At 36.5% G+C, this 26,543-nt stretch carries 24 protein-coding genes; 12 read left to right on the top strand and 12 right to left on the bottom strand.

What is annotated here, in order from left to right:
* The first annotated feature begins 176 nt into the window (after positions 1–176).
* Together BFJ97_RS11235 and BFJ97_RS11230 are read left to right on the top strand one after the other, a co-directional pair.
* Positions 177–671 (top strand): MarR family winged helix-turn-helix transcriptional regulator, encoded by a 495-nt coding sequence (locus BFJ97_RS11235; protein ID WP_068984732.1) that lies wholly within the window; start codon positions 177–179, stop codon positions 669–671.
* Position 672: 1 nt separating this feature from the next.
* Complete coding sequence (locus tag BFJ97_RS11230; protein WP_068984731.1) at positions 673–1,710, top strand: beta-carotene 15,15'-monooxygenase; 1,038 nt, start codon at positions 673–675, stop codon at positions 1,708–1,710.
* 36 nt (positions 1,711–1,746) lie between these two features.
* Here the strand turns inward: BFJ97_RS11230 and BFJ97_RS11225 are convergent, their stop codons facing one another.
* The 5 genes from BFJ97_RS11225 to BFJ97_RS24695 form a co-directional block, all read right to left on the bottom strand.
* On the bottom strand, positions 1,747–2,859 hold the full coding sequence (locus tag BFJ97_RS11225; protein ID WP_068984730.1) for an ABC transporter permease: 1,113 nt from the start codon (positions 2,857–2,859) through the stop codon (positions 1,747–1,749).
* Positions 2,852–3,550 carry an ABC transporter ATP-binding protein gene (locus BFJ97_RS11220; RefSeq protein ID WP_068984729.1) on the bottom strand — a complete coding sequence of 233 codons (699 nt, stop codon included), beginning with the start codon at positions 3,548–3,550 and terminating at the stop codon, positions 2,852–2,854. Before BFJ97_RS11220 ends, BFJ97_RS11225 begins: the two co-directional genes overlap by 8 nt.
* 59 nt (positions 3,551–3,609) lie before the next feature.
* A complete protein-coding gene (locus BFJ97_RS11215; RefSeq protein WP_068984728.1) occupies positions 3,610–4,134 on the bottom strand; it encodes a hypothetical protein in 525 nt (174 codons plus the stop codon).
* Between the two features lie 322 nt (positions 4,135–4,456).
* Positions 4,457–5,095, bottom strand: coding sequence for a hypothetical protein (locus BFJ97_RS11205; protein WP_254660157.1), 639 nt, complete (start codon positions 5,093–5,095; stop codon positions 4,457–4,459).
* Positions 5,096–5,134: 39 nt separating this feature from the next.
* Positions 5,135–5,278 carry a hypothetical protein gene (locus BFJ97_RS24695; RefSeq protein ID WP_175401734.1) on the bottom strand — a complete coding sequence of 48 codons (144 nt, stop codon included), beginning with the start codon at positions 5,276–5,278 and terminating at the stop codon, positions 5,135–5,137.
* A 274-nt stretch (positions 5,279–5,552) separates the two neighbouring features.
* Between BFJ97_RS24695 and bioD the strand changes: the two genes are divergently transcribed.
* From bioD to BFJ97_RS11180, 5 genes are all read left to right on the top strand, one after another.
* The gene (bioD, locus tag BFJ97_RS11200) at positions 5,553–6,257 is read left to right on the top strand and encodes a dethiobiotin synthase (protein WP_068984726.1); all 705 of its coding nucleotides are present in this window, start codon (positions 5,553–5,555) and stop codon (positions 6,255–6,257) included.
* Positions 6,238–7,644: an adenosylmethionine--8-amino-7-oxononanoate transaminase gene (bioA, locus tag BFJ97_RS11195; protein ID WP_068984725.1), complete on the top strand. Its 1,407-nt coding sequence runs from the start codon at positions 6,238–6,240 to the stop codon at positions 7,642–7,644. Before bioD ends, bioA begins: the two co-directional genes overlap by 20 nt.
* Positions 7,608–8,192: a biotin transporter BioY gene (locus BFJ97_RS11190; protein ID WP_068984724.1), complete on the top strand. Its 585-nt coding sequence runs from the start codon at positions 7,608–7,610 to the stop codon at positions 8,190–8,192. The genes bioA and BFJ97_RS11190 overlap by 37 nt, the downstream gene beginning before the upstream one ends.
* A 343-nt stretch (positions 8,193–8,535) precedes the next feature.
* Positions 8,536–9,531 (top strand): biotin synthase BioB, encoded by a 996-nt coding sequence (gene bioB / locus BFJ97_RS11185; RefSeq protein WP_068984723.1) that lies wholly within the window; start codon positions 8,536–8,538, stop codon positions 9,529–9,531.
* A gap of 322 nt (positions 9,532–9,853) precedes the next feature.
* On the top strand, positions 9,854–10,054 hold the full coding sequence (locus BFJ97_RS11180; protein WP_068984722.1) for a hypothetical protein: 201 nt from the start codon (positions 9,854–9,856) through the stop codon (positions 10,052–10,054).
* 307 nt (positions 10,055–10,361) lie between these two features.
* On the opposite strand, the gene BFJ97_RS11175 is transcribed toward BFJ97_RS11180, so the two are convergent.
* A complete protein-coding gene (locus BFJ97_RS11175) occupies positions 10,362–11,525 on the bottom strand; it encodes a PLP-dependent aminotransferase family protein (RefSeq protein WP_068984721.1) in 1,164 nt (387 codons plus the stop codon).
* A gap of 128 nt (positions 11,526–11,653) precedes the next feature.
* Here BFJ97_RS11175 and BFJ97_RS11170 point away from each other — a divergent pair, with 128 nt between their 5' ends.
* From BFJ97_RS11170 to BFJ97_RS11160, 3 genes are all read left to right on the top strand, one after another.
* Positions 11,654–13,051: a PLP-dependent aminotransferase family protein gene (locus tag BFJ97_RS11170; protein ID WP_068984720.1), complete on the top strand. Its 1,398-nt coding sequence runs from the start codon at positions 11,654–11,656 to the stop codon at positions 13,049–13,051.
* A 295-nt stretch (positions 13,052–13,346) separates the two neighbouring features.
* Positions 13,347–14,261, top strand: coding sequence for a DNA/RNA non-specific endonuclease (locus BFJ97_RS11165; RefSeq protein WP_068984719.1), 915 nt, complete (start codon positions 13,347–13,349; stop codon positions 14,259–14,261).
* A gap of 775 nt (positions 14,262–15,036) precedes the next feature.
* Entirely contained in the window at positions 15,037–16,275 is a 1,239-nt protein-coding gene (locus BFJ97_RS11160; protein WP_068984718.1) for a DNA polymerase IV, read from the top strand.
* A gap of 234 nt (positions 16,276–16,509) precedes the next feature.
* On the opposite strand, the gene BFJ97_RS11155 is transcribed toward BFJ97_RS11160, so the two are convergent.
* Positions 16,510–18,603, bottom strand: coding sequence for a hypothetical protein (locus tag BFJ97_RS11155; protein WP_175401733.1), 2,094 nt, complete (start codon positions 18,601–18,603; stop codon positions 16,510–16,512).
* A 215-nt stretch (positions 18,604–18,818) separates the two neighbouring features.
* Between BFJ97_RS11155 and BFJ97_RS11150 the strand changes: the two genes are divergently transcribed.
* Complete coding sequence (locus BFJ97_RS11150; protein ID WP_068984717.1) at positions 18,819–19,217, top strand: alpha/beta fold hydrolase; 399 nt, start codon at positions 18,819–18,821, stop codon at positions 19,215–19,217.
* Between the two features lie 141 nt (positions 19,218–19,358).
* Here BFJ97_RS11150 and BFJ97_RS11145 read toward each other — a convergent pair whose 3' ends face one another.
* Positions 19,359–19,901: a DUF402 domain-containing protein gene (locus BFJ97_RS11145; RefSeq protein WP_068984716.1), complete on the bottom strand. Its 543-nt coding sequence runs from the start codon at positions 19,899–19,901 to the stop codon at positions 19,359–19,361.
* A 302-nt stretch (positions 19,902–20,203) separates the two neighbouring features.
* Between BFJ97_RS11145 and BFJ97_RS11140 the strand changes: the two genes are divergently transcribed.
* Entirely contained in the window at positions 20,204–20,644 is a 441-nt protein-coding gene (locus tag BFJ97_RS11140) for a GNAT family N-acetyltransferase (protein ID WP_068984715.1), read from the top strand.
* 119 nt (positions 20,645–20,763) lie between these two features.
* Here BFJ97_RS11140 and BFJ97_RS11135 read toward each other — a convergent pair whose 3' ends face one another.
* The 4 genes from BFJ97_RS11135 to BFJ97_RS11120 form a co-directional block, all read right to left on the bottom strand.
* Positions 20,764–24,261, bottom strand: coding sequence for a S8 family peptidase (locus BFJ97_RS11135; RefSeq protein ID WP_068984714.1), 3,498 nt, complete (start codon positions 24,259–24,261; stop codon positions 20,764–20,766).
* 397 nt (positions 24,262–24,658) lie between these two features.
* Positions 24,659–25,495, bottom strand: coding sequence for an energy-coupling factor ABC transporter ATP-binding protein (locus tag BFJ97_RS11130; protein ID WP_068984713.1), 837 nt, complete (start codon positions 25,493–25,495; stop codon positions 24,659–24,661).
* Positions 25,495–26,265, bottom strand: coding sequence for a cobalt ECF transporter T component CbiQ (cbiQ, locus tag BFJ97_RS11125; protein WP_068984712.1), 771 nt, complete (start codon positions 26,263–26,265; stop codon positions 25,495–25,497). Before cbiQ ends, BFJ97_RS11130 begins: the two co-directional genes overlap by 1 nt.
* A gap of 5 nt (positions 26,266–26,270) precedes the next feature.
* The gene (locus BFJ97_RS11120) at positions 26,271–26,543 is read right to left on the bottom strand and encodes an energy-coupling factor ABC transporter substrate-binding protein (RefSeq protein WP_068984711.1); all 273 of its coding nucleotides are present in this window, start codon (positions 26,541–26,543) and stop codon (positions 26,271–26,273) included.

The following is a 26,543-nucleotide window of genomic DNA, read 5'->3' as shown; positions in this document are numbered from 1 at the left end:
GGACTAGCCATGAAATGAGAATCAAATCCCCATTTGTGAAAAATTATTGAAAATTATAGGTATAAGGATGGAGCTTTAACGCTGGATTTATTTACAGCAATAACCAAATGTAGTAAAGTAGAGTTAATAGTAAAGGAGACTTTACTATTAACTTTACTTAAAGGATTTGGTTTTTAATGAAAAAGGATGAAGAACTTCTATATCACCTTGTACAGGAAATAAATGATGCCATTTACTCGATGGATAGTCATTTCATTAAGTTACATCAGAATTTAGTGACTGATGAATTATCGCCTAAGCAAATAATTTTATTAGATTTTATTGAAAAAAATAGCCAAGTGACGATAGGTCAGATTGCAAGTTATTCGAATATTACTTCAAGTGCTGTCGGTCAATTGGTTAGTAAGCTTGAAGAACAGCAATATGTAATTAGGAGTATTAATCCTGAAAACCGACGTGAAATATTTGTGAGTTTAGATACTTTAGGCATTAAGTATTTTGAACGAGAGGAAGAAATAAAACGATTTATTATCTCTAAATATTATTCTAAGCTCGAATTAAGTGAGGTCGTGGAATTAAAGAAGATTATTCAGAAACTAAATCAAATTGTCATTAAGGAAGGCATTATCGATGAATTAAATGATCATCATTTAAGAAAGGGAGAGATTTAACATGATCGCTTTAAAGAAAAAGCAAAATATATGGCTAGCATTTTTGTTAGTCGTTCTCGCTAGTAATTACACACTCTATAACACGGGACTTGGCATATCCATTTTACCAACTGAAACAAATGGAGTTGTCATTGGTTCATTAATTGATTTTCTCCTTGTAATGCCTGTTTTATTTATGCTGTATAAGGGTAAGTTTTCTGTAAAACAAGCGGTAATTTTAGCAGCGACTGGTTGTATTGCAGCCCGTTTTATTATTCCAATCGAGCATCTACAGCCTTTTGTTGCGGTAACATGGGTTGGATTTGCCATTGAAGGTTCGATTATTTTATTAGAAATATTACTAGTGGCAACTCTTGTTCGTTACATGCCGAGAATTCTAGCAGATGTACGATCAAATACTTTACCAGACCTGTTCACATTTCCACAAGCAGTTGAAAAACATGTCCCAAAGCATCTTATTATTCAAATGCTGTGCACAGACTTTTTAGTACTTTACTATAGTTTTGCAAGCTGGAAGAGAAAAGAGCGTCCAGGATTAACCTTACATAAAAACTCCAGCTATATTGCTTTTCAAATCATGATCATTCATGGAATTGCCATTGAAACAATAGGAATTCACTGGTGGTTACATGAGAAATCAATGGTTCTTTCTATTCTATTGCTTATTTTTAATGTATACTCTGTTGTATTTTTTATTGCAGATATGCAGGCAATTCGTTTAAATCCTGTCTATGTTACATCTGATAAGCTGTATTTGTCTTTAGGTTTGATGAAACGTGCAGAAATTCGCTTTGAAGATATTGAAGAACTTATTGAAGATAAGGAACAGTTGGAAGAAAAATTATCTAAAGATACGATTGATTTTGTAGCACGTGATTTTGGTGAGGCCTACCCACAATTTATTTTAAAGATGAGGGAACCTGTGGAAGTGACTTTTATGCTTGGACTAAAAAAACATTATAACAAAGTGGCGATTAAAGCGGACCAAGTGCAGGAATTTAGAAATATGCTATTATACGGAATGGAAAATAATAGATAATAAAATACAGGTGCTAGCAACTAAGCTAGCACCTGTTTAATGTACAAGACTAAAAATAACTAAGATAACAAGAACACATAATGGGAAATCTACAAACCCTTTAATTAATCGACTTTTAGCTATCTGAATTTGTTCATTGGATAATTGAAAGATTGACCAAATTCTGTGCTCAATAATTTGTTGGATTATCGATTGCATAACGCTACGTAAAGTAAAATAAAGCATTCCAATTATGATAAATTTACCCCAAGTCGGAACAATGATGGTAAGCCCAATCCCCATCGCTAAAAAACGAAGATAGCCAAGGCGATACTGTTTTTGGCGAAGCATCGTTTTGCATACTATTTCCTCTATAAAATAATCGGAACGTCTAAACATGCGCTTTGAATTTTTCCATAGTAGACGAGGCTTTGTAAATTTTGGCACTAACTGACTTTTAAGTTCAGGAGTAATTCGAAATAAGAGACTTTGCCATTTATAAAAAGCTGCTTGGTCGAGCTTCACCTGCTGATCAAAATATTTCGTGCTATAAATAAAATGTCTATAATAATAGCTTGCGCAATAGACAAAAAGAATTAGATAAAAAAGTGCCGTAATAATATTGGGTACATACAAAAAGAAAACTGTGCCGAGAATACACATCACAATTTTACTTAAAAGCTGCTGCCATTTACGAAGTCTTAATTTTACAAGTGCATTGAAAAAATTAGTTGTAAATAGTAGCAGTAATAAAATAAGTAATTCCAAAATTGTTATATGATGAACGATTATAAAAATGGGCGCTAATAAAGTAAGGGCAGAAACAAGTATGAAGAGCTGCTTACTAAACGTCCAATAAAGACCAGCTTGTTTTAACTTTATCATTTGTTTTTGATTTTGGATTAAAAAAAGGCGATCAGCTCGTTGTAAAAATGTACGAATTGTTTCAATTTGTGTGATGAAAAGTAACAGCACAATGTAGATAACAGGAGTAGTATGAGCAACCCATGATGTTTGGACATTAAGAATAAAGTCTTTATAGAGGAAAAAGCCAATCACAAGAGATGGCACAACAATATATAAGGCGACTGTCCAATCGATAATGCTTGCTAGTAGCTTAAAATTATTGGAGCGCTCTATTTTTCTTCGTTGCTGAAATAAACTAGTCATGGTGATTTTCCTCAAGTAATGTATCGAAAATATCAAGAAGAGATGCTTTGTCCTGTTTCACCGTTAGGCGTAATGATGTGAGTGTACCTTGCTGTAGAATTCGCCCATGATCAATCAGTATGAAACGATCACATATTTTTTCTGCCGTATCGAGCGCATGTGTACTCATTAAAATGGAGGCACCTTGCGCTTTTAATTCGTCTAAAGTCGTTAAGAGCTTACGCATTGCCTGTGGATCTAGCCCCATAAATGGTTCATCTAAAATATAGGAAGAATGATTGTGAAGAAATGCTAAAATAAGCATCACTTTTTGTTGCATACCTTTGGAAAACGTTGTTGGATAATCATGTAGCTTATGGTCTAATTTAAAAATATCTAGTAATTCATGTGCACGATCGGTTAAAGAAGCCTCTTTACCTGCTACACGCATGTAAAAATCAATATGCTCCCATAATGTAAAATACTCATACAAAATTGGTCTTTCTGGTATGTAGCCGTAAGTTCCTATTGAGACATGACCATCCATAATTGGTAAGACACCCATCATTCCCTGCAAGGTTGTACTTTTACCTGCCCCATTTGAACCGATTAATCCAACAAGCTCACCGCTGTTTACTTGAAATTGAATGTCCGTAATAACGATTTCTTCTTCTACATAGCCACCTTTATGTATATTAATATCTATTGTCATTAACGTCCTCTCCTTTTATTTACTTACGAATAAAGAGGAGAAATGTTTCGAAATTTGAGTTATTTCTTTTTGGGGAATAAAACATATGAAATGCTTATTGCAGTATCAATCGCAAGGACAATACCCCAAACTTTCATTACTTGAAATAGGGGAGATGTATCAGAATTTGAACCAACGAAAAGAGACATAGCATACAATAATCCAGTACCAATGATGAAGGCAACAATATGCTGTCCAAGCATTTTCATTTCATGCTTACCTTTTGCCATTCCAGTCAATGGCTCTTTTTTATGGACAGATTTTAAAAACCATTGTTGGAATTTTTCATCTGCCCATGTAATCATCGTTTTACCATAGGCTATGGAGACCCCAATGTAGATAGCTGCTATGCCGTGAGATATAGAAGCGGAAGTGCCTGCTTTTAAATCTAATGCAGTGAGGGTGACAAGTAACAAATCTATAACAGGTGTTAGTGCAAAAAAGAAAATGCTCAGTTTCGGCATTTTCAAAACATATCTGCAAATAAGCCCTAGAATAATAACAATCCAAAAGGCGATTTCCGCAGTAATAATCCAGGCAATCATATAAAACCTCCAAACTTTAATTAATACAGTTATAGTAATTAAAGTACCGTAAGTTTTTAATTAAAACAATTGTATTAAAAAAGATTATAAAGATATGCCAAAAATAGTGAATCATGAAGAAAGGAAAGCGGATATCGCAAAAGATATGTGGAATATCATTTGCAAGGGGGAAAGGCGCTATAGTACTGTCCATTACGTAGGAGGAAGGAATCGTTTTCGCGATGGCTATAGAAGAGAAGCCTTTAAATGTTTTTATCGACTTGTACAGATGGATAAAGGAAGACTCATAGAAAAATAGATAGACCTGGAAATTGCCCATCTGCTAATCCAGGTGGGCAATTGCATTTAATATATCTTCACTGACTGCATCCCAAAATTGTTGCTGTACAGAATCACAATATAGAAATAGCTCTTTATTTTGAACATGCTCATATAGCTCCGTAATCGCTTCCTTTTGGAAATGGAGTCGATGGTTTAATGCTTCTCGTTCTTCCGCGATACAAAACGATTTATATATATCTGCGAGGCGCTCAAGCTTTGCCAATTGTTGTTTCGTTACCTCATATTGTGCTTTGTGAAAGCGACCTACTGCTGTAGTCATCGTAATCTTTGCTCGATGCTCAGTATTTAATGTTCGCAATTCTTCCTGACGAATAGCCACGCGATACCAAAATTCATAACGAATAGGTAAGTCTTTTAGCTCGTATGTGAGCAAGTATTTTAAAATAAAAGCAACTTGCTCATATGTATCTATAATCTTTTCTGATTCTTTAAAAATACCAAACATACAACCACCCCCGTCTAGTTTTAATACTACGAACGAAGAAGGAAATCCTTTAAATTTTTGATAATATCCGGAAAAAATACTTTCCTTTTCGCGCAGTTGAAATATTGTTGCTGCCGCTTCGTTAACACTCCACTTTCGCACAGAAAACAGTTGTTGCTGCCGCTTCGTTAACACTCCACTTTCGCACAGAAAACAGTTGTTGCTGCCGCTTCGTTAACACTCCGCTTTCGCACAGAAAACAGTTGTTGCTGCCGCTTCGTTAACACTCCGCTTTCGCACAGAAAACAGTTGTTGCTGCCGCTTCGTTAGCACTCCACTTTCGCACAGCACAAAGCGCCCAGTCGGAACGGAAATCAACCCCTCGTATTGCCGAACAGCCAAACTTTATTTAATTGGACAAATATCATTGACAAAATATAGTTTTTTAACAATATGGCACTAGATTTTTACCTCAAGGTAAGAGCCTAGTGTTTTTTGTGAATTAAAAACTTATTAAATTATCGCAAAATTCCTTATTTTTTGTTAAGAAAAGTATCGTTTATGAAGAAATATGGAAATAGCATTTACAAAATAAAAATATATGTGTTAACTTTAGAAATGTAATTAGTTAACTTAAAGGGGGAGGTTAACAATGCAACATTTTTGGGTTGTAGGGACAGATACAGATGTCGGTAAAACGGTTATCACCACATTACTGATGCGACAATTACAGCAGCATAATCTACAAGTCACGCCTTACAAGCCTGTGCAAACGGGCGAGATACATGAGAATGGGCATTGCTATTACTACGATACAGCAATGTATGAAAAGTATTCATTACAAAGACTGGAGCCAGAAAATTTAAATGGCTATTCGTTTAAGGAAGCCGCATCACCACATTTTGCTGCGCAACTGGAGGGCCAGCAAATTAATGTGGAGCATTTATTACAGCAAATTCAGAAGTTACAGCAATCAAACGATGTCGTGATTTGTGAGGGAGCAGGGGGACTTTTTGTTCCATTGGATACATTTGGAGAAAATACTCTCCTTGATGTAATCGTTCAAAGTAAGCTTCCAGTTGTTATTGTCACACGAACAACACTAGGAATGATTAACCATACCTTGCTAACTCTCGAGGCTTTACATACTCGAAATGTTGAGGTTCTTGGCATTGTATTTAATGGAGACACAGGCAGTAAGATGGAACAAGATAATGTGAAAACGATTCTACAACATCATGATTTACCATATGCGACGATTCCAAAGCTTCCAGATATTTCACAAGCTGTTGACTATTCCATTTCGGGTACATCTTTGTTTGAAAGGCTGGTCAACTATGAAACAAGCATTAACTGAATTGCAGAAAAGAGATTTACAACATGTCTGGCATCCATGCTCACAAATGAAGGACTATGAGCAATTTCCGCCTATTGTACTTAAAAAAGGACAAGGTGTTTGGCTTTACGATGAAAATAATCATCGCTATTTAGACGCCGTATCTTCTTGGTGGGTTAATTTGTTTGGACATGCGAATCCTCGTATTAGTCAGGCATTAAGTGATCAAGCATTTACATTAGAACATGCGATTTTTGCGAACTTTTCACATGAACCTGCGATTAAGGTGGCAGAAAAATTAGTAGCCTTAACGCCGGATGGTTTAAATAAAGTATTTTTTGCAGACAACGGCTCATCAGCTATAGAGGTCGCACTAAAAATGAGTTTTCAGTATCATATGCAAACTGGAAAAACAACGAAAAAGCGGTTTTTAGCTTTAACGGATGCTTATCACGGTGAAACACTTGGTGCCTTATCTGTTGGAGGGGTAGGGTTGTATAACGAAGTATATCAGCCACTATTATTGGATACGGTGCGTGCACAGGGGCCAGATTGCTTCCGATGTCCTTTCAAAGAGAAGCCTGAAAGCTGTCATGCCCAATGTATACAATTTGTTGAAGAAGAGCTTCATCAGCATCATGAAGAAATTACCGCAGTTATTATTGAGCCACTAATTCAAGCGGCAGCGGGTATGAAAATGTACCCTCCAATCTATTTGAAGCGATTACGAGAGCTTTGTACAAAATACGATATTCATTTAATCGCAGATGAAATTGCAGTTGGTTTTGGGCGTACAGGTACACTATTTGCCTGTGAGCAAGCAGATATTGCTCCAGATTTTATGTGCTTGTCAAAAGGTTTAACAGGTGGTTATTTGCCACTATCCGCTGTATTAACGACTGACGCTGTTTACAACGCTTTTTATGATGATTATGGCACGATGAAAGCGTTTTTACACTCTCATAGCTATTCTGGTAATACACTGGCTTGTCGAGTAGCTCTAGAAGTTTTAACAATGTTTGAAGAGGAGCGTGTGATCGACATTGTACAAAACAAGGGTGAACGTATGCGAAAGCTAGCTATGCAGGCATTTGAACAATTGCCATTTGTTGGCGAATATCGACAGGTAGGGTTAGTTGGCGCTATTGAACTAGTCGCCAATCGTGAAACAAAGGAGCCACTTCCAAGTGAAGAACGTATCGGTTATCAAATCTATAAACGTGCTTTAGAGAAAGGCTTACTGATTCGTCCTCTTGGCAATATATTATATTTCATGCCTCCTTACATTATATCTGATGATGAAATGCGTTTTATGATTGATACAACAAAAGAAACGCTTATGCAATTTTTTGAGGAGTGGGAGGGAGTAGTTTGTTCAAACGACAATCAACACTGTCACTTGTCATGATTGCGCTGTTTGCCGCTTTAACCGCAATCGGGGCGTTTATTAAAATACCGCTACCTGTAGTGCCCTTTACACTACAAATTGTCTTTGTTTTTTTAGCAGGTTGCTTGCTCGGCAGTCGCAATGGATTTCAAAGTCAGCTCGTCTATATAGGCGTTGGTTTAGTTGGCTTGCCCGTTTTTACACAAGGTGGAGGCATCACCTATGTACTGCAACCAACATTTGGTTATCTTATTGGCTTTGCACTGGCAGCTTTAGTCATTGGTTTCATCATTGAAAGAGTGGATACTCCAACGAAAAAACATTTTATCGGTGCAAATATTGTCGGGCTTATCGTTATTTATGCGGTGGCAGTTCCATATTTATATGTGTCTTTGAATTTCTGGTTACACATGGAAACTAGCTGGTCACATATTTTCTTAGTTGGCTTTTTAAACAGTATTGTTGCAGATTTTTGCTTAGCAATCGCTTCTGCACTTCTGGCTGAGCGACTTTACAAAGTATTTAATTCAGCAAGGGCAATACCTTCTTTCAGCAAATCTCTTTTGTAGCGAAAGCAAAGCGTCAGCTACAGAAGTCTCCCACCTCTATAGGTGGAGAGATAAATGCAGATTTAAGTTGTTTTTTAGCGGATATCCAACATTAGCTGAAATAAGTTATAGCCTCCGGCGGATGTCACGGAATCGGAAAGGAATACTTAGGGGATGTTAGCCCAAAACCATCGCATCCATGCGATAACGGCTAACTGACCTGCATCATGCTGCTGCTGCCGATACGTTAGCACTGCGCTTTCGCACAAAAAACATCTGCAGGCCTAAGCACAAAGCCGATTCCGGACGCAATTATGCCGTGGCATATTTGATAGATTGTACAAGTAGAGAGGGAGAATGTCTAATGAATTGGTTACAATTAGCAGAGGAAGTTATTGAGGGGAAGATCATTAGCAATGAGGAGGCTCTTGCTATTTTAAATAGTGACGATGATGAGCTTTTGAAGGTGATGGACGGAGCCTTTGCCATTCGTAAGCACTATTATGGGAAAAAAGTAAAATTAAATATGATTATGAATGCTAAGAGCGGTTATTGCCCAGAGGATTGTGGCTATTGTTCACAGTCATCTAAATCAACAGCTCCGATTGACAAATATCCATTCATTACGAAAGAGGAAATTTTAGCGGGGGCAAAACGAGCATTTGACAATAAAATTGGTACTTATTGCATCGTAGCAAGTGGTCGTGGGCCAACTCGAAAGGATGTCAATGTCGTAAGTGAGGCTGTGTCAGAAATTAAAGAAAAGTATGGCTTAAAAGTATGTGCCTGTCTTGGCTTATTAAAAGAAGAACAGGCACAGCAATTAAAAGAAGCGGGGGTAGACCGTTACAACCATAACTTAAATACATCTGAACGACATCACTCCTATATTACTACGTCCCATACGTATGAGGACCGTGTAAATACGGTTGAGATTGCGAAAAAGCATGGAATATCACCTTGCTCAGGTGCCATTATCGGTATGAAAGAAACAAAAGAGGATGTCGTGAATATTGCACGTGCACTTCATCAATTAGACGCGGATTCTATTCCTGTCAACTTCTTAAACGCGATTGACGGTACGAAACTAGAAGGAACGAAAGAATTAAATCCACGCTATTGTTTAAAGGTTTTAGCGTTGTTCCGTTATATTAATCCAACAAAAGAAATTCGTATTTCTGGTGGTCGCGAAGTCAATCTTGGGTCACTTCAGCCACTAGGTCTATATGCAGCAAACAGTATCTTTGTAGGGGATTACTTAACAACTGAAGGTCAAGAAGCAAACAGTGATTATCGTATGCTTGAGGATTTAGGCTTTGAAATTGAATTATCAGCGAAGCAAGAAGAAGCGTTCTGCTAAATAAAACTTATGAAATAAAATTTACTACTACTACTTAATTATCATCGAAATTGAAAAGCCGTATGTGCGTCGTGGAAAAGGCGTACATACGGTTTTTTTGTATTGAACGGATAAGAAAGGAGAAAGTAATCGATAGTGTACCCCGAACGACGGATAGACAATATTGAAACGGTATAAAGATTGTTTTTATACCTTGAAAATTTAGGTTTTCACAAATTGTTCAATGAAAGCGTTTTGAAATTGAACAGTTTGTGAAGGGCTTCACATAATGCTTTCTTTTTAAAAAAATCGGTGTAAAATAAGAATTGAGCAAGAGGTTGTTGTGATACAGTTAGAAAAAGTAGCACGATTTTCATTGATTGTTATATTACAAAAACGAGTTGGAAGGGAGATTTTATTAATGTGGGTTATTACAGTATTTGATAAAAAGGACGTTCGAATTTTTGAGTATACAAACAAAAATGAGGCAACACAAGCTTTAGCTAAATTCAAAAAAAATGCCGTTTTAACATATACAAAATAATATAAGTAGTGAAAGATCAGCAACCCTCTTTGTGCGCTATCGCGTCGAAGAGGGTTGTTTTTACGTTGTACAAAACTATGAATGAATGAGAATTGAAATGGCACTACACACTCATAAAAGCGCCATCACGATATTAAACGGTTGCTGGTACTGCTTGAAAAGCTGAACCAAATAAGGTCCAACTGAATGTACTGATTACACCTACTATGCCTTTTAACACGATTAAGTATGACCATCTATTATCCTGTATAATGTAGAAAACCGTACAAGCGTTCAAAAGCGCTCATACGGTTTTCTCTTGTTTTGATTATAAAATACTACCTAAACGTTTAATACCTTCACGGATCACTTCTGGTGTTGCATTTGTATAGTTTAGTCGCATTGTATTCACATTCGTTTTCGAAGTGTAGAATGGGTCGCCAGGTACGAAAGCAACTTTTTGCTCCATTGCTTTATGGAAAATATCTAAGGATGATGCTCCATTGTTCATTGTAGCCCAAATGAACATTCCACCTTCAGGTCGTGTGTAGTCCACATGTGCAGGGAAGAACTCTTCCATCGCATCTAGCATTGCCTGTGCTTGATTTTGATATAATGCTTTAATTTTTTGGACATGCTCCGTATAGTCATTGTTTGCTAAATAATCATAAATGACATATTGAGAGAAAATATTTGTGTGTAGGTCAGTTGCTTGCTTGGCTGTTTCAATATGCTGCATTAATTCTTTATTTTTTGTAATGATAAAGCCAAGACGCATTCCTGGTGTGACTGTTTTAGAGAAAGAACCTAGCAAAATACTATTTTCTAATTTACCAGCACCAATGTATGGTAGTGGCTCACCTTCGAAGCGTAATTCTCCATATGGGTCATCCTCGATTAACGCTACATCGTATTTTGAAATGATTTCGTAAATTTGCTGACGTTTTTCTTTAGAATACGTTAGTCCTGTTGGGTTTTGGAAGTTTGGTACTGTATAAATGAATTTTACATTTGGTTGCTGAAGGGCTTTCTCTAATTCTTCTAAGTTTAAGCCATCATTTTCGAGAGTTACTCCATAAAATGTAGGTTCACTTAATGTGAAGGCTTGAATGGCACCTAAATAACCAGGTTCTTCAATAATAATGCCATCACCTTTGTTAATTAGTACTTTCCCAATTAATTCAAGAGCCTGTTGTGAGCCTGTAGTAATAAATACATCGTCAGCATGGATGTCTAGTCCGTGTACACGTTGATATTTTGCAGCGATGTATTCACGTAAAGGCGCATAACCCTGCGTAGATGAATATTGGAATAGACGACTGCCATTTTCAGCAATGGCATGGTTCGCAGATGCCTGTAACGCATCAATCGGGAACGAGATTGGGTTAGGAAGACCCCCTGCAAAGGAAATGACATCCTCTGCATCAGTTACTTTCAAAATATTTCGGATGAATGAAGATGGGGTTTTTAAAATTCTTTCTGAAAATTGCATAATGTATCGGTCCTTTTTTCTGATTTTTTAAAAATTATATCATTGTAATCATTTGCATACAATATTATCATTGTATGCAAGACAATTAAATATTGTATGCAATCAAAGAGAGAGAAGGGGCTGTGCTAATGCCAGTAAATTCGTTTGAAGAATATCCGATGAGTTGGAAGCCCGATATAAGCAATATTTCGGCTCCGTTATATATAGCAATTGCCGAACAGCTTGAACAAGATATAAAGAATGGAAAATTATCGCCAGGAACTAAGCTTCCTCCACAGCGGGAATTAGCTGACTTTTTAGACGTTAATTTAAGCACGATCACAAGGGCGTTTAAGCTTTGTGGACAGAAGGGGCTTATTTATGCCTCGATTGGAAGCGGAACATTCGTTTCATCAGACGCCGCGACGAATAAAATTTTATTACCGACTAGTAATTCTTCTCATATGATTGAAATGGGGTCTGTATTACCAGAAAATCATGCAAATGAGGACATTACACGGTATATGAAAAAGATGATGAATGACCCGAATTTTAGCAAATTATTTCAATACGGACGACCTGAAGGCAATGCTTGGCAAACGGAGGCGGCAATGAAGCTTTTGGAAAAAGTCAACTTTCAAACGGATCAACCTATATTGCTTGGGGCGGGGGGACAAAATGCCATTGTTGGAACATTAGCTGCTTTGTTTCAGCCAGGTGATCGAATTGGTACAGATCCCATTACATATGCAGGGATAAAAACAGCGGCAAATATGTTGGGTATCCAACTCGTAGCCATCCAACAAAGAAATGGAGAAATGACAAGAGAGGGGCTATTATACGCTTGTAAAAATGAGCATATTAAAGGTCTTTATGTTATTCCTGATTTTCATAACCCTACTACCCATACAATGTCGATGGAAACAAGAAAAATGATTGCGGTAGTTGCAAGGCAGACAGGCTTAATCGTCATAGAAGATGCGATATATAGTTTTCTGAAGGAGCAGCCATTTGCACCAATAGCTTCCTATGCACCAGAAAAGGTTATTTATATTGCTAGTTTGTCAAAAATCATCTCGCCGGGCTTACGACTATCCTTTATTGTTACACCTTTAACGCTTCGGAAGAAAATAATGGAAACACTTTATAATATAAATATCTCAGTGTCTCCGATGATGGTGGAGTTAACAGCGAGGATGATTCATGATGGTGTTGCACAATCCATTTTAGAGAAACATCGATTGTATGCAAAACAACAAAATTCACTAGTCAATCAATATTTAGGGGATTATAACATTTTAGGGGAAGAAGAATGCATATTTAGATGGCTTATACTGCCTGAAAAATTTACTGGTGTGCAGTTTGAATTGCTTGCATCAAAAGCAGGTGTGCAAGTATATGCAGCTGAACGCTTTGCTGTGGGAAATGTGAAACCGATCAATGCGGTGCGTTTGGCCATCACTGCACCGGAAAACCAGCTTGAACAAGCACTAATTATATTGAAGGATTTACTTGAAAGTGATGGGGATTATTCATTTGTTGATTAGAATATGTTAGGACAAGTGGTACTTTTTCAAAATGAAAGCTTTTCTTCAGTCAAAAAGTCAACATTTAATATTTAGAATTCTTTTTCATAACAAATGATGAATTAGTTATTTCGTAGCAGCTTGTGGAAGTCATATATGCTGCTCAGTGCAAATATATAAATAGAAACAAAAAAATTAGGACATGCCCACCCTTTTGTTTTATTTTCTTGAGCAACATATTTCTGCTATATTTGCAATGTCCAAGAGGATCTAGTTGTTAGGTTTGATTTCTAGATAAGAAGGAGGTCGTTCAAAAATGGGTTTAAATAAAGGCTTTGATACTACCTTTTTAGGCGAAGAGTTTCCTATCCCATTTCCACGTTTACGTGAAGATATAGGCCAAGTAGCATTGGAAGGAGGTAAAGTTTATCCATTTACGCACTTTTCAATTGTGATGAATAAAGAGCGGAAATTTGCCATTTATGGAGCGAACAATACGGATAAAGAACGGGATATACAACTTAGAAGATGTAATAATTGGCATACTGACGATCGGATTGGAGAGGAAAATCAGGTAGGTGGATGGTTATATGAAGGAGGACAAGCAGACTTGTGGGATAGAGGTCACCTTGTTAGAAGAGACGATGTAGGTTGGGGAGAAAGAGATGAAGCAAAGGAAGGAGATTGTGATTCATTTTGCTTTGCAAATATTGCCCCTCAACATAAGGAGTTTCATCATACAAAATGGGGTGACATCGAAGGGTGGATTATTAATCAAACTAAGAGCAAAAATAAAAAATTCTCAATTTTCACTGGGCCGATCTTTACGGAAAATGACAGGGAGTACTGTGGATATCAAAAACCCTTAGGTTGCGGTATAAAGATACCGGCCGGATTTTGGAAAGTAGCTTTTTTTATAGGGGTTGATGATAGGCTCCGTTCAGTCGCATTTAAAATATTACAGGATGATTATTGGAGACATAACGTAAAGGCGGAATTCCGTTCTTCGACAAAAAATCGCTTACTAGAGAAAATGGATGTACTAACACAATACCAAGTTCCTTTAACAACAATAACTGAAATTACAGGAATACAATTTGATGATTATCTATATGAGACAAATCCTTTATATTATCATGCTAACGCTATGACGGAAAGAGCCAATATTGCTACTCCAGAAGCATACATTATTCGAGATCAAACAGATTTAATATTGGATCGGTCCAAATGATATGCAGTGTTGGCTTTCTGGATTGCTTACATCCTAACACGTCCACTTAGAGCATCTTTTGGCGACTACTGGTCGTAATCTCCTCTGGTTGCCGTAATGCAAAAAAGCTGAGAGTTTTCATTTAATTGAATACTCTTAGCTTTTTAATTTTTACTATATGATTCAAAAATATCACTAGCAAGTCTTAGGATTAGACGCATTTCTTTTAGCAGATTTAATTGGAACAGCAAATATTGAGATAAGTTTTAATGTTACTGTGGTATTAAAATAATGTTTGATAAGAAATCCTATTAGCTTTCATGTTAGTAGGATTTCTTTTAGTTTACTAACGAAGCGGAATCAAGAAAATGAAAAAAATTTGTTAATTTCAGTTGGTGCTAGCGAAAAATTATTTGCTTGTTCATTAAATGAAGCTACATTTGAAGTCGATGTACAACAAGAATGATCAATAAAACAAGTGATTGAATTAGTATATCCGCCTACTTTGAAATGGAATAAAGTGTCACAACAATGAATACTGCAAGCTTTAATGCTTCAACGGGAGAATACATTAAACCAAGTAGCTAACGGGGACAGTTTCCGATGAGAAAATAGGTGAGGAATGTCGCTTAGTGATAGCCAAAACATCCCTTTTGATGATAAAATAAGAACAAATATTCTTGTTTTACGGAGCGTAGAATTTAGCCTATCGTTTCGCATCTATCTAAACAAGAAATACACATCATTAAATCGATTTAGATGTTGCCGAAAATACGTTATTTATGGAGGGAATATTATGGCTAATAAATCAAGAATCATTCTCCATATTGATATGAATAGTTTTTATGCTTCAGTAGAACAGATTTATGACCCGAGTTTAAAAGGCAAGGCCATAGCTATAGCTGGGAATCCTAAAGAGCGTAGAGGTATTATAATTACTTGTAGTTATGAAGCAAGAGCAAGAGGTGTTTATACAACTATGAATGTCGGGGAGGCGCGGCGAAAGTGCCCAGAGCTAATTGTACTACCTCCTAATTTTGAACGATATAGAGCTGCGTCTAAGTCTTTTTTTAATTTGTTAAAAGAGTATAGCGAAATTCTTCAACCAGTTTCAATCGATGAAGGTTATTTGCAACTTCCTATAGTCGATGGCCAAAATGTATTGCAACACGTACAAAATATTCAAGATAGAATCTGGAACGAACTGCAACTCCCTTGTTCAATCGGCATTGCGCCAAATAAATTTTTGGCGAAAATGGCAAGTGACATGAAAAAGCCGATGGGTATTACAATACTCCGTAAGCGAGATGTACCAACAATACTATGGCCGATGAATGTAATTGAGATGCATGGGGTTGGCAAAAGTACAGCGGAGAAATTAGGTAATTTAGGTATTCAAACAATTGGAGAACTAGCTGTAGCTGATGAATATATATTAAAGCAAAACTTTGGCATCAATGGTCTACGTATGAAGCAAAAGGCAAATGGCGAAGATGACAGACCTGTTGATCCAGAAGCAATATACGATACAAAAAGTGTAGGGAATTCTACAACACTTTCTTTTGATACGACAGATAGAGATGAATTATATAAAGTAATCGCAACACTTTCTGAAAAAGTAGCGGAAAGATTAAAGGCTAAGAAACTTGCAGGGGTAACCGTAAGTATCATCATTCGTTCAGCAGACTGGGAAACATGTACACGGAGTAAGTCCATCAATAACGCGATTCATTCAAAAGAGGATATCATTGAGCAAGCGTGGTATTTATTTAATAAGCATTGGAGTGAAGAGCCTGTTCGATTACTAGGTGTTACCGTATCGAATGTCAGTGATATTAAAGAAACGACACAGCAGCTAACGTTATTTAACTTTGAAGAACATATAAAAGAAGAACCAATCATTAAACTCGTTGATCAAATGGAACAAAAGTTTGGAAAAGGAACGATCGTTAGAGGTTCAGATATTGCCAAACCAGTTGGGAAATATCATGCGAATACGAGTTTTAGTAAGGACTTTTGGGACGAACATAAGTAAAAGGAACGAGTAAAGAATTTAGTTTCTTAAGGAATACTATATAATCATGGCACCACTTACGTCTTATTAAGCTAACTAGTACTTGTTTAATTTCATAAAGAAATAGTTAGTTAAAATCAAAAGAAAACCGTCATTTCGATCAAGCTTTTTTCGAAATAACGGTTTTCAATTTGTAGTTTTCTATATCTTAATTAAATATCTTTGTCGATGAGTAATGTTTTAACTTAAATTATTTTAGCTGTTCGTAAAGTGTTCATTTTCCTTTTGTCCATAAATTTCGCTGCGATTTTTGATTTTTTGTAATACACTGTCTAGAACATTCCGTTCAGACAGCGTTTGATAAAGGACATTCTGTACCTCTGCGGCTTCCTTGTTTTCTGCTTGATTACTTAGAAATTCACTGTAGGTAACCATATATTGATGATAATCTATGTTGGAAAGTGTCTTAGCCGCTATTTGTTTGTGCGCAGTTAAAGCAGAAGTAAACTGTTTACGTGCCTCATCTGGTTGGGCAGGTATTATTTTGATTTTACCTCTTGTATCTGAGTCTTCTTTGAAGTCAAGGAATTGATAATCAAACGCCAACGGTTTAGCAAGGGCGATATGAGCATGAAGAGCAACAGCATGGTCACTAAGTTTTTCTGTTACCTCACGAAGGATATCGTTCCCTTTTTCAAAAAAACGGCTGCCGTCAAATGCAAGAATCCGGCCGACTTCTTCAGAGAAATAATCTTGAGCAAGGAATTCCTGATCGTATCCTGTAGGTGGTAAAACTCGTAGCCTTAAGTTGTTAGATACGATGTTATGGCCGTTTATTTGCAGGGCTACTTGAATGTTATAGAATCCTGGATCATCAATTAACCAGCCATTTTTCCCTACGGAAGCGAAAATGGTTTCATACAGTGATTCTCCAGGCATAATTACTTTGTTCTCTAGGTTCCTTAAAAATTGAACATAAGGTAGTAAGCGACGACCTTGTTTGCCATCTTTTTTAACCATTACAGACATTCCATATAAATCGGATAAAATATGTTTATTTATTATCTGAGGTTGATTTGAAGTATTCGTTAGTTTGATTTCTATAACGGTAGGTTCTAACCATTGGAATATAGGTGTTTTACGGTTAACTCTCAATTCAAGATTAAAAGAAGGGTGATCAGAAATGATCGGTTGTTCAAACCCATGATCAACAGCCCAGTCAGCATTACCCATTTGTACGAAGCGCTCAGGGGCGTGTCGCAAAAATAAAAGCTCTTGATCACTAAAACGATACTCAAAGTTTTTAAAGAACTCCTGTTGGTTGCCATCAAATTTGAAAGGATAATTCATAAAGCTTAGAGCCTTAGGTTCTGGGGTAAGAGGGCGCTCCAACGGTTCCCAAGGATGACCTAGGTGTTTTTGCCAAGAGTGCAGGAGATTGAAAGCATGTCCCATCTCATGGCAAGTACACCAAAAACGATATCGCTGTACCCAAGCTTCTGGGGAGGGGTCACCTTTAGGTGGATCGGAAATAAATGAATTATTAAAAATGGCTGTTCCTTGACGATGGTTCGGACCAATGCTATCAAACATAATACCGCCCAGACCATGGCCTTCTTCAGCTTCCGAATTTGCAAAGAATGTCCACATGGACCATTGGGGCTTATTATCAAAGTGTGACCAATATACTTGCATGGCATCATGCATCTCTTGAGTGTTCCACTTTTTATCAGTCCCTGTATAGTCTTTGGAAACAATATTATTACCTTCTGATATTTTTACATCAAATCCAGTGCGTTTAAAAACTTCTGAAATTGACAAAGTTTCATCCGGCAAAGATGTAGGCTTGTCTGGATGGGCATGTGTTTGATAGGTTATGAATGGCGTTGTACCTTCTTCAGCATCAAATTCAAATTCTACAGGGTGGAAGTGAGGAGATTGAAACTGGAAAGTGCTAGTTCTGTCTGTCTCCCCTCCGATAAGAAATATGACTTCTGCAGTATGTTGTTCAGGGATTGAACCGCGTGTTACCTGTATTTTTACATTTGTATAAGGAAATGATTGTATTTCGTCTAGGTATTTATTTCGAATATTGCCTGTCCAAGTATTTGTACCATTAGCTGTTAACTTGGCAATCCAATGAATAGTAGAAGACGTGTTTGAAATAATAGTTCCGCTTGCTACCATTTGTGGGTAGTATCCGTCTACGTCAAGGCGAAGTTCCTCATGGATTAGCTGTTCACTCCATGCATATAAGCCACTAATTGGTGCGAGGGGAAATTCTCCTAAACTGGAAGGGTTAATGGCTTTTAATAATTCTTTTGGTTCGTTCGTTTTGTTTTGATCCATCTGTATTACCTCCATGTTTATTATTTTTTTGTCTTTCTTCCTCAATCCCAAGAGCCACAATGCTTCATTAAAAATGCAAAATGTTTTTCAAGTATTATATATGCAGCAGTAACTATAAATATGACACTAAAAATAGTAAAATAAATACAGTGTATAAAGTAAAAGAATAATCTGATTATTTCCCGAGAAATACAACAACGAAGAAAGAAGGGGTGGTGAAATTATCTTTTCCGCTGATAAAAAATAAATCATTCGCGAAGCTTCAAGCTAAAACATTGTATGTAGATGAAGAATATTTTGAGCAATATTACCAAGATAGTTCAAAGATGAAATTAGATACCCTTATTAAAATATTGCAAGAAAATATGTCATTTGCATTTCCTCACAATTTTTCGAAAGCTCAATGCGGTATTTTAGTAACGGTTGGTGAAAAAGAGAAGGGCAACATGAAAAAATCAGCCGCCCATCTTGTCAATAGCAATCCAAATTGTAAAGGTGTTGTGTTATCTAACATCGGCCACGGTGTCTCACTAGCAAACCCCGAGTTCTTTAACTGTTTTGTAGAAGAGTGGATAAAGGCTGACAAATTACCAGATGGCAAGGTGATCAATTAGTGCTAGATAGTCAATTTGAAAGAGTGTTCTAAAAGTTACATATAATGTGCTCGTAAAACTTAATAAGCTGCCAATACATATAAACTCCATTTTGAATAAAGATGACTTCGAAATGGAGTTTTGTAAGGAGAAGAACCAAAGTTAATTTATTTTATTTACTAATATTTCCTTATGCTGCTTAGAAAGATTAACCAATTTAAATTCACCTTTACTTATATCTCTTTTTATACTGTTTAGTTCGTTCCATGCCAATTCATAAAGAGATTTATCAATGATACCAGCTACATAAGCTTCTTCTAATTCATCAGCATCTTTTTCAATCAGCTCTCCTGACGGCAACAAAATGAGGTCTAAAAATAAATCATCCATCCAAGGCACATTATTTTCGATTGAGTTTTTATTGCAAATATCAATATACCATTGAATTATTTCTCCGTTAGCATCAAACATTGTTGTTACTGCATGGTTTTTCTCAAGAGGAAATTGTTGCAACCATATATAGCCATTATCGACAATACATAATCTTTTCTCTCCATAATTCACGGAAAGGGGTTCTGTCACTTTTACTGTTTTTAATAAAGTGATATAACCCTTAAAATCTTTAGAATCAAGGTATGACTGGCCATATTTTCTTTCTATAACTCGTTGCCATTGTGAACGGTCTCCAAACTTTCTTTTTAGCATACGAATCCTCCAAACTCATTTAAAATAATAAGGATACAAAACTTTAAATACATTAAAAAATCTTTCTTAAAGAAGGAACCTGCTAATACATACGGGCACCTCAAAGCATTCGCAATAGGTGGAATAGAACCTGAAGACATATTGAGCAAATTGTTTCCGAAGTTTTAGATGAAAAGCTGTGCTAAAGTATCTCCTTGCTAGAATAGGATGGATATTCTTTTATTTATTCCATTTTTTCCTTTATAATGAAAACTAGATTCATAATTTTAGACGATCATGGGTAGACACAAGGGGAGAATAGGATGGAAATACTTCAAGCAACAATGAATGAGCTAGAGGAGCTAACAGTGCTTTTTGATGAATATCGCCAGTTTTATGGGATTGAGTCAGATGTAAGCAGTGCGAAGGCATTTTTACAATTACGAATGGCCTTAAAAGAATCCATTATTTTTGTAGTTGTAGAAAATGGAAATATAATTGGCTTTGCACAATTATATCCGACATTTTCGTCCATTGCATTACAGCGTGCATATATATTAAATGATATTTATGTAAAAGAAGAAGCTAGAGGCCAAGGGGTGGGCAAGGCATTGATGGAAAAGGTATTTCAATATTGTGAACAGCAATATGCTCGCTACGTGACGCTTCAAACGGCAACTGATAATGTTCATGCACGGAAGCTATATGAGAATCTTAATATGAAACAAGATCAATACTGTAATTATGTAAAGTATTTTAGCTAAAAAGAGGTATCTCATCCATCACGGATGAGATGCTTTTTTAGTATTCGCCTAACATGGATGAAATCGATAATGATAAAGAAATCCCCTAGATTTCATTATCTAGGGGACAATCCTTCAACTTATTTTATTTCAAGTGTATATGGTTGTGTACTTGCTTTGCCGTCAGCTTCACTTACTTCAATAAAGTATGTTCCTTCATCCAGTTCAACTGTACCTACTTCAGCATCTTCTGCGCCGTAAAGATCTAAGGTTTCTACTGTTTTTCCTTTTGCATCAATAATACGGATGACGCCATCTAGTGCTTTTTCTGTTTGTAGAGAGAAGAGCACATCGCGTTTGCGGTCATTATTAAATTCGAAATAGTCTTTATCTCCAAATGGAACACCTGCATTTAGATAGTGCGTCGCTACCCATTTGTCGTCTTTTTTCGTAAGTGTAGATGGTTTTGTTGGTATACCATTCACTACCTTGGAATCTGCATCTTCATCTACTTTTGTATGATCAAACAACGTTAATGTATATGGTTGAGTTGATACTTGTCCAAGTTTCATTCCGTTAACAACAATAAAATAACCGCGATCCTTTTTCGCTTTGAAAGAAGTATTTACATCTGATGTCCCTGAAATACCAAGTAGTAATTCAAAGATATTATCAGGTTGTCCAAATGTAATTTCTGTTGCCATTTCTTGTGGATCAATTTGCATATTCCCATTTGTGTCTTCAATAATGGAACCTGTGAATTTTAAGTTATTTTGAAGCTCTTTAGGTAATTTATCTAGCTGTTCATTTTTAAGTAGTTCAGAAGAAACAAGAAGACTCATGACTTCATCTTTGCCTTGTTGCTTGTAATAGTAGAAATCACTATCATCTTGATAAACTAGATAATCTTTATAGTTGTTACCAGGTTGAATCGTTTGAGCTGTTTTTTCTGTATTATTTTCTTTATTATAGCCTTCTGGAATAGCTGCCACTTTACTTGTTTTAAGTGTATATGGTTCAGAAGAACGGTCACCAAAATTACCTACTTTTACAACGTAGGTTTTGTCCTTTTTCAATGAAATTGTCTTTGCAACGTTTTCATCACTTGTTGATCCAAGGAATAGACCCATTAGCCCTAAATCATTTGTTAATGAAGAAACTGGTAATAATTCTTTTGTTTCTTCATCATATTCAAATACAGTACCAGCTGGCATTTGGTTCATACCTTTTTTAATGTTGAAACCATATATGCCATCTTCTTGGGCTTTAAATAAGAAGTAATCTTTATCATAATCTGATTGGAAGTATGCTTTTTGATCTTTACCAATATCAAAACGAATCGCATGCTTCATAATTGCATCCACGTCTTCTGGATTTTCCATAGCATCGGGATTCATGAACATATTCATTAAATCATCTATTTCATTGCGTTTTGTTATTTTAGATTCAGCTAAAGGTACAGAATCCATTTGTCCATTTTCTTCTGGCATTTCCTCAATTAATGGAAGTCCGTCTTCATCTTTAGGAAGGGTAACGGCTGCTCCTGTTAACGTGTAAGGAATAATTGATTCACTTACATTTTCTTTCGTATCAATGCCGCCGCTAAAGAACATTTCAAGCGAGAAGTCGTTTCCGTTTTCATTAGATACGCTTAGTACATACTCTTCTTCAGGCATAGCATCGACAATAAGGCTTACTCCGTCGCCTTTATCCATACCGTAGGATGCTTGGAGAGGATAGGCCTCTTCTGGTTCCTCAGTATCGACTTGTTCTTTTGCTACATTATCTAAGTCTTCTTTTAAATAAAGTTCCATAGATGCTGTAACACCTGGAATACCAGATAAATCAAATTTCAGTGTCGTTGGTTCTTTTACTGAAAATGTAAAATAATCTTTGTCACTTTTCTGATCTTTAGAAAGTAGGGTATAGTTTTTCCCTGCTGTATTGAATGGGAATTTTGCAATTTTCTCCATTTTGTCTATTTCTAATGAATCAACTGGTAATTCTTTAGTTGTTTGAGCTGTGAAGATGTAGTTAGATTTACCCTTTAAGTCGTAGCTGCCATTATGATCCTTTACGCCAACAAGAAGGGTTCCTTTTTGATCTGCTTTATATAGGTATCCTTCTTGCTTTCCAATACGAACATCATTCACGTTGATTGGTTCTGCTTTCCCATTTTGACCTTCAGGGTAGAAGTACAAATCAAATGCATAATCGTATTTATTTGCACCTTTTAGTGTCAGTTGTGCGTATTCATTTGCTTCTAAATCAACCTTGTACCATTTCTTTTCGTCCGGCTGCTTGAATTCACCTTTTTCTGTATTTAGTGTATTCTTTTTGAGGACTTTTGCGTTTTTCATACGCTCATCTGTTGTTTCCGAATACTGTTTAGGAAGATTTTTTAAATCAAACTGTAATGCTTTCACAGGGTTAACAAGGCCATGTCCATATGTCAAATCATAGTCCTTCTCACCTAAATCTTTTGCCGTCATTTCGAGAATAGCTTCTATTTCATGAGGCTTTAAATTTGGATATTTTGATTTTAATAGGGACGCCACACCTGCAACAACAGGAGAAGCCATCGATGTCCCACTAAATTTTACATAGGAAGATCCTTTTTTCTCATCATGAACTGTACTGTATACTTCTTCACCTGGAGCTACTAGGTCAACCGATGGGCCATAGTTTGAATAGCTTGATAGTTTGTTTCTATCATTCGTAGAACCTACGCTAATAACGCCTTCGTAAGAAGCAGGGAAGGAGTAATTATCTGTCGATTCATTACCAGCCGCCGCTACAACGGTAATTCCTTGATCAATCGCTTTCTGAACAGCATCTTTCATTAGTGGAGATTGTCCATACCCACCAAGACTCATGTTAATAACATCAGCGCCTTGCTCAATAGCGTAAAGGATACCTTGTGCAATGACGAAATCATTGGCTCCAGCTTTTCCGTTGAATACATCAATTGGAAGAATCTTGGCATTTGGATTAACCCCATGTCCTCCTACAGCATTATCTTTTGCCGCAGCAATAATTCCTGCTACGTGTGTTCCGTGATCACCAGTATTAGTAGTATTGGCAGGTGCTGCTGCATTATAAGGTGGAAGCACTTGAGATTTTAGATCTGGATGTTTAAAATCCACACCAGAATCGATAACCGCTACTTTTACTTCGTTATTGCCTGCTAATTCTAGGGCCTTATCAATTTCAAGTAAGTTTAAATGATACATATCATTTTTCTTTGGGTCTCCGCCATTGCCAAAGGAATGATACATGTAACTTGGGGAAACATTTTTAACCCCTTTTTGATTTGCATAATATGAAACTGCTTTTTCTAAAGTTACTCCTTTGTTAAGTTGGATAACATCGTAACCTAATGAAGGAATAGAGCGGATTACTTTTGCGCCAATTTTTTTATGGACATTCTTATCAAGACCAGAATGCTTGACGATAATTGTATCCTTACTAATCCATTCTTTTTGATTCTTTTCTGCTTGTTTCTGATTGCTAGCTACTTTCACTGACTCTGGGTTCTTCTCTGCTTTTTGCGGTGCTTCAGCAAAGGCAGAAGCAGTAGGGACCATTAGTGCAGCAGATGCTACTATAGCAAATGATTTCTTTTTCCAGTTCTTCAACTGTATTACCTCCTTGAGTGTTTAATATAAGTCACATCTATACTAATACGGATGAATGATAGAAAAGTTTCGTAAATAAGGTGTTATTTTTCCAAAAGTACCAATCTATATTTTTCCTTTATGTAAAATCTATGGATCATCACCATAACGTGTGGTTGATTTCCGTTCCGACTGAGGACGTGGCGTTCTTAGACTGAGTTCCTCTATTTCAGTAAATGATTAGAATATATTAACAATTAACCACATCCGTATTTATCTCACTACCTTCAGAGGTGGGAGTCTTCTACTGAATGAAGATAAAAGGCCTACGTCTTAATAAATGTCATCCACAACTTTTGGTGATGAGCCTAAAAACACAACTATAGTCCAAGAAATGTTACATCCTTAAAACATCGTCTTAAAGCTGCTCAATAAGTCTTTGTAAATCTTCCTTCGAACGAGGCATTGTAATGTTTTTGTCAAATAGTTTCTTATTTTGCAAGGCAATCGCCATTTCAAAGACCCATGGGCGTTCGAGATGGGCCCGTTCAAGCAATTGCTCTTGAAAGAACAACTCAACAGGGTCCCCATTATAAATGATTTTTCCAGCTTCCATCACGATTATTTGGTCTGCCCATTCATAAGCTAATGGGATATCATGCGTTGCCAGTAAAATAGTCCGTTCACCATTCTCTAATTTAGCTAAATACTGTAAAACTTGTGCAGCATAATAATTATCAAGTCCAGCAGTTGGTTCATCTAATAATAAAACAGATGGTTCCATCGCTAGTACTCCAGCCATTGCAACACGTTTTTTCTGGCCAACACTTAAAAAATGGATCGGTTTATCGAGTAATGATTCAACTTCAGTTTGAGCAACAGCCCATGCAATTTTCTCTTCAATTTTTTCAGTTGTCCAACCAAGGTTTAAAGGTCCAAACGCAATATCTTGCATAACAGTACCTGAAAAAAGCTGGTTGTCTGCATCCTGAAAAACAATACCAACCTGTTGGCGCAATTCTTTTAATGCTTTTCTATTATAGTTAAGTTCTTCGCCACAAAAGGATATACTTCCAGTGGTAGGCTTTAAAATGCCATTTAAATGCTGAAATAAAGTCGACTTCCCAGCTCCATTATGACCAAGTAAAGCGATTTTTTTTCCCTTTGGAATTTGGAGTGTCATATCTGTCAAAGCATGGGTTCCATCTGCATAAGCGTAGGATAATTGTTTTAGTTCAAAGTATAAATCTGTCATCAGAAAAAACCTCCATAAATGATAAGGGAAATAAAAATAACAGCCATACCTAGCCAGTTTTTCATGCAATAGGTACAATTCTCCTGCCAATAGACAGTTTCTCCACCGCGTGCTTGCATTGCATTGTTTAGTTCACAACTTCGCTGGAACATCTCGGCAAATAAAGCTGCAATTAGCATTGAAATTGAGCGTAGCCATTGCATAGGGGAGCGGTAACCTAATCGAGCCTGCTGGGCAAGATGGATTTTTTGCATACTGTCTAAAAAAATAAAAATAAATCGATACGTTAGTTCCACTAACTCTACAAATAAAGTGGGAAGTCGCCATAGTCGTAGAACATAGCAGATCGATTGTACTGATGTTGTAAGAATTAAAAAATACAAACAGCTAATGCTACCAAGGACGATGAAAAAAAGCTGCTGGGCTGTTTCTATACTCGCGCGCCCTACAAAAATTGTCCAACCATTAATAGAAAATGACCAAATATGGGTAGGAAGCGTGCTTGTTGATGGGGCTATAGAAATTAATATGGATACTAAACTAGAAAGTAAAAAAAATCCCGGTAGTAATAGAAGTTTTGCATAATATTTAACTGGGATTTTTGCGCTTAAAATGGTAAAAGCACTCATTACAATAAATGTAATGAGTGAAATTCGTTCATCTCTCATGATAAGCGACAATAATAGTAGTCCTAAGGATAACGTCATTTTTTCTAGCGGATGAACAGACGCTAGCTTATTCAAATAAGCATACTTATCAATGAGTAACATATCGTTTAACCTTCTTTATGTTTGCCGCGCATAAAGCCGATGAAATAGCCGATAAATCCAGCGCCGATAGCAGCTTGTAGAGCGAATAATAAGCTTTCAATTTCACCACTTGGTGGCTCCCAAATGCTTTCAAACCATGGTTCGTAGTCAGCGTTAATTTCACCAATTGCTGCTTCCGCTTGGCCATCAGCACCCTCAAATTCTGCACCCTTTTGGATAAATAGAGGAATGATAGCTAGAAACACAACAATTGCCAAGAGCAGTAAATTTTTTTTCAT

This window comes from Lysinibacillus xylanilyticus (assembly GCF_001708185.1).
GTDB classification, from domain to species: domain Bacteria; phylum Bacillota; class Bacilli; order Bacillales_A; family Planococcaceae; genus Lysinibacillus; species Lysinibacillus xylanilyticus_A.
This window is presented reverse-complemented; position numbering and strand designations above follow the sequence as displayed.